Source organism: Streptomyces sp. NBC_00572, from assembly GCF_026341815.1.
Taxonomy (GTDB): domain Bacteria; phylum Actinomycetota; class Actinomycetes; order Streptomycetales; family Streptomycetaceae; genus Streptomyces.
Genome location: NZ_JAPENX010000001.1, coordinates 1437426 through 1449328, shown reverse-complemented (window position 1 = coordinate 1449328; position 11903 = coordinate 1437426). Strand labels below are relative to the sequence as shown.

Below are 11903 nucleotides of genomic sequence, written 5' to 3'. Positions count from 1 at the left end.
GGCCGAGCGGAACCAGGTCTTGCCGAGGGCTGGGCGGGTTTTTCCCGGAGGGCGGAGACGCCCCTCATCGGTCCGCTGGAAAACCGAAAAGCACGCCCCGTCATCCCTCAGGCGCTCGAGCTCGTCGAGCGGGTCTGAAACGGAAAGGAACGCAGAACTACATGGCACCCCGGCTCAGCGTCATCGTCCCGATCTACAACGTGGCGCAGTACCTACCCGCCTGCCTCAACTCGTTGGCCGTGCAGACCTTCCAGGACCTGGAAGTGCTCATGATCGACGACGGGTCCACCGACGAGTCCAACGGGATAGCGGCGGAGTTCGCGGCCAAGGACGCCCGCTTCCGGCTGATCCGCAAGGAGAACGCCGGCCTGGGTGCCGCCCGTAACACCGGCCTGGACAGCCTGGCGCCGGAGAGCGAGTTCCTCGCCTTCGTCGACAGCGACGACATGATCCCGCCGGACGCCTACCGGATGATGATCAGCAGCCTGGACGAGACCGGCTCCTCCTTCGCCACGGGCAACGTCGAGCACATCAACTCGACCAAGGTGTGGCAGTCCCCCATGCACCGCTTCCTCTCCCGTGGCGCGGTCAAGCGCACGCACGTCCGGAAGAAGCGCCAGCTCCTCACGGACCGGATCGCCTGCAACAAGGTGTTCCGGCGTGACTTCTGGGAGCAGCACGCGCTGCGCTTCCCCGAGGGCGTGCTGTACGAGGACACCCCGGTCATCGTGCCGGCCCAGTACCTCGCCGAGTCCGTCGACATCATCAGCCAGGCCACGTACTACTGGCGTCTGCGCGAGGGCGAGGCGAGCCCCTCGATCACCCAGCGCCGCAACGAGCCCAAGGCCGCCCGCGACCGGGCGTCCGCCGTGGAGTCCGTCAGCCGCTTCTTCGCCGCGCAGAAGGAGCCCCTCGCCGACTCGCTGAAGCGTGAGTACGACCACACCGTGCTCACCGGCGACCTGCGCATCTTCCTCAACGTGCTGCCCGACGGCGACGAGGAGTACCGCACCGAGTTCCTGCGCGTGGCCAACAAGTACCTCGACCAGGTCGACCTCAAGACCCTCGACCGGCTCCCCACGGCGCTGCGCGTCAAGTGGCTGCTCGTCCGCAAGCACGCCATGACCGAGATCCTCGAGTTCATCGAGGCGGAGCGGCTCGGCGAGCCCGTCGAGCTCGGCGGCGTCATCCGCAAGTACGCCAAGTACCCCTCGCTGGAATCCCACGGGAACCTGCTGCCGAAGAAGGTCCTGCGGGTCGACAAGGACCTCCAGCTGCGCTCCCCGCTGAAGGAGCTGTACTGGGAGGACGGCAAGCTGCGGCTGGCCGGCCACGCCTGGATCGACCGCGTCGACCAGACGGGCAAGCGCAGCCTCGTCAAGCTGCTCCAGCTGAAGAAGGACGGCACCCAGCGCCGCATGCTCCTTCCGCTGAGCAACCTCTACAACCCCGAGGCCACCACCGGCTCCGGCCACAAGGGGCGGGGCCACAACTTCGACTGGGCCGGCTGGGAGACGGTCATCGACCCGGCCCGGTTCCGCAAGGGCGACCAGTGGCAGGAAGGCCTCTGGCACGTGGGCATGCGCGTCCTGTCCGGCGGTCTGGTGCGCTCCCGCTCCGTGCACTCGTACGGCTCGGACCGCCTGACCTACCCGCCCTACCAGTGGCTCGACGACGACTACCGGATGGTCCCGGAGATGCGCCGCGCGGCGCTCAAGCTGCGCATCGAGAAGGTGCCGGTCCTGGTCACCGGCTTCGAGTCGTCCGGCGACGACATCCTCATCGAGGGCGACCTCCGCGAACCCTTCGTCCCGGGCAGCGAGATATCCCTGCGCGTCACCAACCAGAACAGCGGCGAGGCGCTCCTCTACCCGGCGGAGCTCCTTGCGCCCGTCGGCGGGCGTACGCCGCTGCGCGTACGGGTTCCCCTGCGTGACATCGCCCTGCTGCCGGAGCACCTGGACACCGCCGAGGCCCGCGCCGCCGGTGGCGCCGACCCGGCGAAGCTGATGCGCCGCAACTGGAGCACCCAGATCCAGGTCGACGAGCCGGACAAGGAACCGCGCCGGTTCCGCGTCGTCGTCCGGGACGGTCTCGCCGACCTCCAGGTCCGCCTGCCCGAGACGTTCGGCGAGGAGGCCCCGCTGAACGAGGTGGCCGTCCTCTCCGGCGCCAACGGCTATCTGAAGTTCTCCGGTCGCCCGCTGCGCGCCACGATCACCGACATCGCCGAGGCCGACGGGACGTTCACGATCCGCGGTACGGCCCCGGTGGAGCTGGACGCCCACCACCTGGTCGTCAGCGCCAAGAACCGCTTCGACGAGAAGACGGTCCCGCTGACCGTCCACGCGGACGGGACCTTCGAGACGTCCTTCCGCCCCTCCACCATGTCGGGTGCCGACGGCAGGCTGCCGCTCAAGGCCGGCCGCTGGGTGTTCCGCCTGGAGGGTTCCGGCGACGAGCCGTCCATCCCGCTCGTCGTGGACCGCCTCGCCGCGACCCAGTTCCCGCTGGAGGGCGCGCACAACGGCCGCGAGTACCAGCTGGAGGTCCACTGGCAGGACCACCCGCAGCTCAACTGCAAGACCGACCTCTCGGCCATGGAGAAGGGCGCCAACCGCCAGTACCAGCTGCGCCAGGAGGTCTACGAGGCCGGCCGCGAGCTGCCGCTGCGCGACTCGGTGCTGTACATCAGCTACAACGGCAAGCAGTTCTCGGACAGCCCGCGCGCCGTCCACGAGGAGCTGCTGCGCCGCGGTGCGGACGTCGAGCACCTGTGGCTGGTCCGGGACGGCCAGGTCGAGCTCCCCGACACGGTGAAGGCCGTCAAGTTCCAGGGCAAGGACTGGTACGAGGCGCTGGCGCGCTCGCGCTACATCGTCACCAACGCCCACCTTCCGCACTGGATCAAGCGGCGGCCGGGCCAGGTGATCGTGCAGGCCTGGCACGGCACGATGCTGAAGAAGATCGGCCTCGACATCGACGCGCCGAAGTTCGACCCGAACTACCACGAGCGGCTGGTCCAGGAGGCGGCGAACTGGAACGTCCTCGTCTCGTCCAACCGCTTCAGCACGCCGATCCTGAAGCGGGCCATGGGCTACGACGGGCTGATCGCCGAGACGGGCTACCCGCGCAACGACTACCTCTATGCCGAGGACCGTGACGAGCGGGCCCGTGAGGTGAGGGAGAAGCTGGGGCTGCCCGAGGGCAAGAAGGTCGTGCTGTACGCGCCGACCTGGCGTGACGACCTCTCGCACAGCCGCGGCCAGTTCAAGTTCGACCTCCGGGTCGACCTGGAGGACGCCCGCCGTCGACTGGGGGACGACCACGTCTTCCTGATCCGGCGTCACTCCAACATCGTGGACAGCATCCCCGGTGCCGGTAACGGCTTCGTCTTCGACGTCTCCGAGTACCCCGACATCGCGGACCTCTACGTGGCCGCCGACATCATGATCACGGACTACTCCTCGGTCATGTTCGACTACGCCCACCTGCGTCGCCCGATGCTGTTCTTCACGTACGACCTGGAGCACTACCGCGACAAGCTGCGCGGGTTCTACTTCGACTTCGAGAACGACGCACCGGGTCCGCTGGTCGACAACTCGAACGACCTGCTCCAGGCCATCCGGGAGATCGACGAGGTCGAGGTCGAGTACCGGGAGAAGTACGACGAGTTCCACCACCAGTTCTGCGACCTCGACGACGGTCACGCGTCGGCGCGGCTGGCCGACCTGATGTTCAAGATCGCTGAGGAGGGCGCGCCGCTGTAGGCGGTGCCCCGGGCGTACGGAAGAGCCCCGGTCCGCAGGTCTCCCTGCGGGCCGGGGCTCCGTCGTACGGGCCGGGACCCGTCTACCGCTCGCCGGTCACTTCTTGTCGATGATCTTCAGCGAGAGCTGGCCGTTGCTGGAGAAGTAGGGGCGCAGCTCGTGCTTGACGCCGCCGGTGACGGCGGCGGGGACGGTCGCGGACAGCCGGTTGCGCCAGCCGCTCTTCGCCTTGGTGTCCGTGACGGCTGCGACCGGGGCGCCGGAACCGCTCACCACCGGGTACGGGTAGGTGAAGACGCTCATCGGGGTGAGCACGTCGGTGGCCAGCTTGCAGACGCGGATCCGGGCGGAGTTCCGGTCCGGCAGCAGCCAGAAGTCCCAGATGTCCTCGGTGCCGGGCTGGTGGAGGCGGGCCGCGGCGGCGTTCTCCAGGGAGGCCGTGAAGCGCCCGTCGGCGCCGGCCTTCACCGGGACGGTGAAGTTCTTGCCGGCCTCCTTGCGGTGGACGGCCTCGATCACGCTGTTCTTGCCGGGCTCGGCACCCCAGGCCGCGGCGTCGATGACGATCGTGGTGGCACCGGCGTGCAGGGCCGCGACCTCGACGTGCTCGGCGCGCACCCGGCTCTGCACCCGCAGGGTGCCGTCCGTGTGGTCGTGCGGCAGCAGCACGGAGAGGGCGGGGCCCTCGGTGCGGGGCAGCTTCAGCGACAGCATCTGCAGGGTGTCGCAACCGGCCGACCGCAGCGGCATGTCGAAGCCGGCGGCGCGGATCGTCAGCTCCCAGTCGCCCTCGGCGAGCTTGCCGAGGGCGGGGACCAGCGCCTCGCCGCCGATGAAGGGGAGGACGACCTCGTCGGCCTTCTTGCGGATGTCCTTGCAGACCAGCTCGGCGTCGCTGCCGGCGGGCAGCCCCTCGACCTTCACCCGGACGTCGCCCTGCGGGGTGACCACGGCGGTGGCCGTGCGGGGGATGGCCCGGCGGGCCCGCATGGTCTCCACGAGCTGCTCGAAGCGCTTGACCGTCTCGGCCTCCTGGAAGCGGACCACGTTGGCCACCGCGGCGGCCGCCATCTTCCGGCGCAGGTCCTCGTCGGCGATCAGCTTCTCGATGTGCTCGGCGAGCGCCTTCTTGTCGCCGAGCGGCACGACGTAGCCGTCCTCGCCCTGCGTGATGATGTTGCGCGGGCCGTGCGGCGCGTCGTACGCGACCACCGGCAGGCCGGCCGCCATCGCCTCGACGGTGACGTTGCCGAAGGCCTCCAGGCGGGAGGGGAGGACGAACACGGACGCCTTGGCGAACTCCGGGGTGACCGGGGTGGCCGGGCCCATCAGGAAGACCTGGTTGTTGCTGTCCGTCTCGTCGATCTGCTTGCGCAGCTTGCCGTGCTCGGGGCCGGAGCCGTAGATCCGCAGGCTCCAGTCCGGGTGGCGCGGCGCCACGCTGGAGAAGGCCTCGATGAGGTCGTTGAAGCCCTTGTGCGGCTTGAGCAGGCCGGCGGTGACGACGATCTTGTTGTCGCCGGTGGACATCTGGCCCTCGTGGGCCGGGATGCAGTTGGGCATCGGGGAGAGCAGGTGGCTCACGGCGGGGACGACTCCGGCGATGGTCCGGCACTCGTCCGGCGTCGGCGCGGTGATCGCGTCCATCTTCGGGTACGCGTCCTTGAAGAGGGCGTCCCGGATGTGCGGGCCGTACTGCGCGGGCCGCGAGTGCTCCATCGCGACCTTGAGGAAGTCGCGGTCCGCGTAGGCCAGCATGATGGTGATCTTGGGGTTGTTGCTGACCACGACGTCGGCGTCGGTCGTGGCCAGGTACTCCAGGAGCCGCTTCTCTGCCAGACGGCTGATCCACGGCTTCTTGTCCGTGGGCTCGTTCGGGTAGATGTGCGGGAAGACCTCGATCATCGGGTCGTCACCGTCGTACGTGTGGGAGTGCTTCCGCATGTCGGAGAGGGCGAGGGTCTTCACCCGGGGGTCGAGCGGGAAGAACGCCTGGTCACGGTTGCGGCGGAGGGAGACGAGCTCGACCTCGTGGTGGTCCGCGAGCGCCTTGGCCAGGTTATGGATCGCGCTCACCACGCCGCCAATGTGACAGCGGTCTACCAGGATGAAGGATATTTTCACGCCGAGCCTCGATGTCTGCGTAAGTTGGGGACCCCTGGGGGGAGGGGCGTGCGGGACGTGCGGGCGAGCACGGAGGTGACGCACCTTAGGTTACGGGGCCGTGCCCGGGAAGCGGGGCCGGTCCGTCCGCACCGCCTCTTCACGGGCGCGCCCACCGCGTAACGCCTTGGTGACGGCCTGCCGAGCGGGAAACCCCCGGCCGGGCAGAGGCGTCGTTCTGGGCATGAACACGGAAAACCCGGGCTGTCTCACGGGAGTGGCGCGCGCCATCGCCCTCGTCGTCGTCCTGCCCGTCCGGCTGGTCTGGGACGCCCTGGCCTACTGCCTCCGGCAGCTCTGGCGCTGGATCCTCGCCCCGGTCGGCCGAGCCCTGGGATGGCTCATCCACCACCTCCTCGTGATCCCGCTGCGGTGGCTGTGGGAATGGGTCCTGGTCCCGGTCGGCCGCGTCCTCGGACGTCTCCTCCACTACCTCCTGGTCGTCCCGCTGCAGTGGCTGTGGGAATGGGTCCTCGTCCCCGTCGGCAAGGCCCTCTGGTGGGTCGTCGACCTCCTCCTCGTCACCCCGCTCACCTGGCTCTGGCGGCACCTGCTCGGCCCCGTCTGCCGCACGGTCGGCGCCGCCCTCGCCTGGGCCTGGCGGATCGCCGGAGCAGTCGCGCGGGCGATCGGCCGGGCGATCCGCTGGGTGCTGTGGAACGCCGTCGGTCGCCCCCTCGCCTGGGTGTACCGGGTGATCCTCACCCCGGTCGGCCACTGGCTCCGCACCTGGGTGTGGGAACCCCTCGCCGCCGTCGGCCGGGCCGTCCGCGCCGCCGCCCGGGAGGTGCGGACCGCCCTGTTCGGCGGCCCCCGCTGACCCGTCGGCCACCGGCCCCGACACTCCTCCCGGGCCCCCGGGGCGGCCGGGGGCGCGTACTCTGGGTAGTGCAAACGAACGTCCCTGGCGCGGCGCCCGCCCCCGAGATCTCCCCGCAGGACGCGGGGGTGAGCCGGGCGGGCCCCCCGGGGGTGGTCCCGAAGCTTCCGGGCGGCGCGCCACCCGCGCTCGCCCCGCACCGAGGAGAAGAACCACTGGGCAAGCGACAGCCCGAAGGCCCGCCGCCCGCACCGGCGGTGCAGCGCATCCGACTGCGCTACACCAAGCGCGGCCGCCTCCGGTTCACCAGCCATCGTGACTTCCAGCGCGCTTTCGAGCGTGCGCTGCGCCGTGCCGAGGTGCCCATGGCGTACTCGGCCGGCTTCACCCCGCACCCCAAGGTGTCGTACGCCAACGCCGCCCCGACGGGCACGGGCTCCGAGGCCGAGTACCTGGAGATCGCCCTCACCGAGGCACGCGACCCGGAGACCCTGCGGGCCCTGCTCGACGAGTCCCTCCCGGCCGGCCTCGACATCACCGACGCCGTCGAGGCCCGGACCTCGGGCCTCGCCGACCGGCTCACCGCCTCCATCTGGGAGCTGCGCCTCGAAGGCGTCACCGTCGAGGACGTGACGAAGGCCGCCGAGGCGTTTCTCGCGGCCGAGACCGTGGAAGTACAGCGCAAGACCAAGAACGGCATCCGCACCTTCGACGCCCGTTCCGCGGTCACCGAGCTGACGGCATCCGCTCCCCAGGGTGATCCCCAGGGTGATAGGCCGCTGGACAGCGCCTGTGCGATACTGCGGCTGGTTGTTCGGCACGTGACACCTGCCGTACGACCCGACGACGTCCTGTCCGGTCTCCGAGCTGTGGCCGACCTGGCGCCGCCGGTCCCCGCTGCGGTGACCAGGCTGGCGCAGGGGCTCTTCGACGAGGAGTCCGGCACGGTGACCGACCCGCTCGCGCCCGACCGCGAGGCAGTCACGGCCGCATCTACCACGGCCGCCGCGACCGCTTCTGCGACGGCGCCGGGTGCCGGCACCGCGTAAGGAGCGGTCGTTGTAGCGCCGCCCTGGTACTCGGGAGCCACCTGGGTCGGGCAGCGCACAGACCAGGAGACTTTCGCCAGGCCGTCCGCACAGGGCGTACGGAACCGGCGAGCCAGACATAGAGCTCCCGTGCGGCGCCCGCGCCCCGGACGGCGGCACCGCGCCTCAGGCGCGACCGTGCCGACCGGACCGGAACCAGACGCGGCGCCCGGGAGCGTGACGGGAGAACCCCGCATGCTCGAGTCCAACGAAGACACCAACGCCCCCGGTGACAAGCTGCCGCCGCGCCGCAGGCGCCGCGCCGCTTCCCGCCCCGCCGGTCCGCCGGTGACGGGCGCGACCGCCGACACCACCGAGACGACAGCGGCCCCCGAGGCCGCGGACGTCGAGGCCGCCCCGGCCGAGGCCGAGGCCGCACCCGCGCCGCGTGCCCGCCGCCGGGCCACCCGCAAGGCCACCGCACCGGCCGCGGAGACCACGGCACCCGCCGTGGAGACCCCGGAGCCGGTCGCGGAGACCGTCGCCGTGGCCGAGGCCGTCGAGGAGGCCCCCGAGGCCGCCCCGGCCCGCCCGCGCCGCCGCGCCACCCGTAAGGCCACCTCGCCGGTGACCTCCACGGCCGCCGCCGAGCAGCCCGCCGAGGAGCCCGTGGCCGCCGAGCCCGTCGTGGAGGAGGCCGTCGAGGCCGCCCCGCCGGCCCGCGCCCGCCGCCGTGCCACCCGTAAGGCCACCGCCCCGGCCGGCGCGCCCGCCGCCGCCGCCGAGGAGACTGTGGTCGCGGCTCCGGTCGCCGAGCCGGTCGTCGAGACCGCCCCGGCCGCCGAGGTCGCGGAGGAGGCCGCCGCGCCCGCCCCGCGTGCCCGCCGCCGTGCCACCCGCAAGGTCACCTCGCCCGAGGCGGCCGCCGAGGCCCCCGCCGCCGGCGAGTCGCTGCCGACGTCGACCGTCGCGCAGATCGCCGCCGAGGAGGCGGAGGTCACCGCCGCCGAGACCGCGGCCACCCGTGGCCGTGGCCGCCGTCGCGCGACCTCTCCGCAGTTCACTTCCGAGCCCGCCCCGGCCCGCGAGCCGCGCGGCCGTGCCGCGCGCCCGTCCGTCGCCGTCTTCCAGGCCCCGGTCTTCGCCGAGCCGATGTTCCAGACCCCGGAGACCGCCGCCGTGGCCGCGGCCGCCGCCCCGGTGGAGCCGGAGGAGGACGAGCTCGACGAGACGGTCGAGACCGTCGAGGCCGAGGTCGTGGAGACCCCCGAGCCCGTCGAGCACGCCGAGACCGGCTCCCGCCGTCGCCGTCGCCGCCGTGGCGAGCCCGTCGCCGTCGAGCCCGTCCCGGCCACCGTCGCCGACGAGCCCGAGGTCGAGGCCGTCGCCGACGAGATCGACGAGGCCGAGGAGGCCGAGGAGACGGACGAGTACGAGGACCGCCCGTCCCGCCGTCGCCGCCGTGGCGGCCGACGCCGTCGTCGCGGTGAGCTCTCCGAGGTCGAGGAGGCCGAGGAGGGCGAGGAGCAGCCGCACGCCGAGGACGAGTCCGACGAGGCCGAGGAGAGCGACGAGGAGCAGGACGAGGCCGAGGGCTTCGCCGGCGGCTCCAGCAGCTCCCGCCGTCGCCGTCGCCGCCGCCGTCGCAGCGGGGACGCCTCCGCCGACGCCGAGGGCGCCGACGAGGAAGGCGTCCGTACGGTCGTCAAGGTCCGCGAGCCCCGCCCGGCCCGTGAGAAGGCCGAGCCCGGCACCGGCGCCGACGAGGTCCAGTCCATCAAGGGCTCGACCCGCCTGGAGGCCAAGAAGCAGCGCCGCCGCGAGGGCCGCGAGCAGGGCCGCCGCCGCGTCCCGATCATCACGGAGGCCGAGTTCCTGGCCCGCCGTGAGGCCGTCGAGCGCGTCATGGTCGTCCGCCAGAGCGGCGAGCGCACCCAGATCGGCGTCCTGGAAGACAACGTGCTCGTGGAGCACTACGTCAACAAGGAGCAGGCCACCTCGTACGTCGGCAACGTCTACCTGGGCAAGGTCCAGAACGTCCTGCCGTCGATGGAGGCCGCCTTCGTCGACATCGGCAAGGGCCGCAACGCCGTCCTGTACGCCGGTGAGGTCAACTTCGAGGCGCTCGGCATGGGCCACGGCCCGCGCCGCATCGAGTCCGCCCTCAAGTCCGGCCAGTCGGTCCTCGTCCAGGTGACGAAGGACCCGATCGGCCACAAGGGTGCCCGTCTGACCAGCCAGGTCTCGCTGCCCGGCCGCTACCTCGTGTACGTGCCCGAGGGCTCGATGACCGGCATCAGCCGCAAGCTCCCGGACACCGAGCGCGCCCGCCTCAAGACCATCCTCAAGAAGATCGTCCCCGAGGACGCGGGCGTCATCGTGCGCACCGCCGCCGAGGGCGCGAGCGAGGACGAGCTGCGCCGTGACGTCGAGCGACTGCAGGCGCAGTGGGAGGACATCCAGAAGAAGGCGAAGAGCGGCAACGCCCCGACGCTGCTCTACGGCGAGCCGGACATGACCGTCCGTGTCGTCCGCGACATCTTCAACGAGGACTTCTCCAAGGTCATCGTCAGCGGTGACGAGGCGTGGGAGACCATCCACGGCTACGTGCACCACGTCGCCCCGGACCTGACCGACCGCCTGTCCAGGTGGACGAGCGAGGTCGACGTCTTCGCGACGTACCGGATCGACGAGCAGCTCATGAAGGCGCTCGACCGCAAGGTCTGGCTGCCGAGCGGCGGCTCGCTGGTGATCGACAAGACCGAGGCGATGATCGTCGTCGACGTCAACACCGGCAAGTTCACCGGCCAGGGCGGCAACCTCGAAGAGACCGTGACGAGGAACAACCTCGAAGCGGCCGAGGAGATCGTGCGTCAGCTGCGGCTGCGCGACCTCGGCGGCATCGTCGTCATCGACTTCATCGACATGGTCCTGGAGTCCAACCGCGACCTGGTGCTCCGTCGCCTCCTGGAGTGCCTGGGCCGGGACCGGACCAAGCACCAGGTGGCCGAGGTCACCTCGCTGGGCCTGGTCCAGATGACCCGCAAGCGGGTCGGCCAGGGCCTCCTGGAGTCCTTCTCCGAGACCTGCGTCCACTGCAACGGCCGCGGTGTCATCGTGCACATGGAGCAGCCGACCACCGCCGGTGGCGGTGGCGGCGGCAAGCGCTCGAAGAAGCGTGGCCGCGGCGGCGCCGAGCACGTCCACGAGCACGAGCACGCCGAGGGCGGCGAGACCGAGGAGATCTCGGAGGCCCCGGAGATCGAGACCGAGGCCGAGGTCGCGGCCGAGCTGGCCGCCCCGGTGGCCCTGCCCGAGCCGATCGCCGCGGACGAGGAGCTGTACGGCTCCATCGCCGAGGCGGAGGCCGCCGCCACCCGCGGTCGTGGCCGTCGTCGCGCCACCCGCAGGGTGTCCGCGCCGGTCGCCGCGCGCCCGGTCGTGGAGACCGAGGCCGTCGAGTTCGAGTCGAGGCCGAAGCGCGTCGCCGAGCCCGTCGCGGCGCCGGAGCCGGTCGTCGAGCCGCAGCCCGTCGTGGCGCCGGTCGCCGAGGCCGTCGTCGAGCCCGTGGCCGAGCCGGTGGTCGAGGAGACCGCCGCCCCGGCCCCGCGCGGCCGTCGCCGTGCCACCCGTCGTGCGACCTCCCCGGTCGTCTCGACCACGGAGCCGGCCGCCGCGCCGACCGTCGTCGAGCCGGTCGTCGAGACCGCCCCGGAGCCGGAGCCCGTCGTGGCGCCGGTCGCCGAGGCCGTGGTTGAGCCCGTCGCCGAGCCCGCCGTCGAGGAGGCCCCCGTGGCCGCCCCGCCGCGTGCCCGCCGCCGGGTGGTCCGTAAGGCCACCGCTCCCGCCGGTTCGCCCTCGGGCGCCGAGGACGCGGCCGTCGTCGTGGTGACCGCGGCTTCGGCCGAGGTCACGGAGGCTCCCGTCGAGGCCGAGGCCGAGCCCGCCCCCGTCAAGAAGACGGCGGCGCGCAAGACCGCGGCGAAGAAGACCACGGCCAAGAAGGTCGCCACCAAGAAGACGGCGGCGACCAAGAAGACCGCGGCGAAGAAGACCACCACCAAGAAGGCCCCGGCCAAGAAGGCGGCGGAGAAGACCGCCGCCCCGGCCCAGGACTGACCG

At 71.8% G+C, this 11903-nt stretch carries 5 protein-coding genes; 4 read left to right on the top strand and 1 reads right to left on the bottom strand.

Annotated elements, in window-relative coordinates; all coding sequences use genetic code 11:
- The first annotated feature begins 161 nt into the window (after positions 1-161).
- Entirely contained in the window at positions 162-3770 is a 3609-nt protein-coding gene (locus tag OG514_RS06675) for a bifunctional glycosyltransferase/CDP-glycerol:glycerophosphate glycerophosphotransferase (RefSeq protein ID WP_266891850.1), read from the top strand.
- A 96-nt stretch (positions 3771-3866) separates the two neighbouring features.
- Here OG514_RS06675 and OG514_RS06670 read toward each other — a convergent pair whose 3' ends face one another.
- Positions 3867-5846: a glycosyltransferase gene (locus OG514_RS06670; RefSeq protein WP_266891848.1), complete on the bottom strand. Its 1980-nt coding sequence runs from the start codon at positions 5844-5846 to the stop codon at positions 3867-3869.
- 271 nt (positions 5847-6117) lie between these two features.
- Between OG514_RS06670 and OG514_RS06665 the strand changes: the two genes are divergently transcribed.
- The 3 genes from OG514_RS06665 (at position 6118) to OG514_RS06655 (ending at position 11900) form a co-directional block, all read left to right on the top strand.
- Positions 6118-6753: a hypothetical protein gene (locus OG514_RS06665; RefSeq protein WP_266891846.1), complete on the top strand. Its 636-nt coding sequence runs from the start codon at positions 6118-6120 to the stop codon at positions 6751-6753.
- Positions 6754-7010: 257 nt separating this feature from the next.
- Positions 7011-7802 carry a TIGR03936 family radical SAM-associated protein gene (locus OG514_RS06660; protein ID WP_266900768.1) on the top strand — a complete coding sequence of 264 codons (792 nt, stop codon included), beginning with the start codon at positions 7011-7013 and terminating at the stop codon, positions 7800-7802.
- 234 nt (positions 7803-8036) lie between these two features.
- Positions 8037-11900, top strand: coding sequence for an Rne/Rng family ribonuclease (locus OG514_RS06655; RefSeq protein ID WP_266891844.1), 3864 nt, complete (start codon positions 8037-8039; stop codon positions 11898-11900).
- Positions 11901-11903 lie beyond the last annotated feature (3 nt).

Coding starts and splice junctions, on each gene's coding strand:
- OG514_RS06675 (WP_266891850.1), top strand. CDS start 162: ATGGCACCCCGGCTCAGCGTCATCGTCCCGATCTACAACGTGGCGCAG.
- OG514_RS06665 (WP_266891846.1), top strand. CDS start 6,118: ATGAACACGGAAAACCCGGGCTGTCTCACGGGAGTGGCGCGCGCCATC.
- OG514_RS06655 (WP_266891844.1), top strand. CDS start 8,037: ATGCTCGAGTCCAACGAAGACACCAACGCCCCCGGTGACAAGCTGCCG.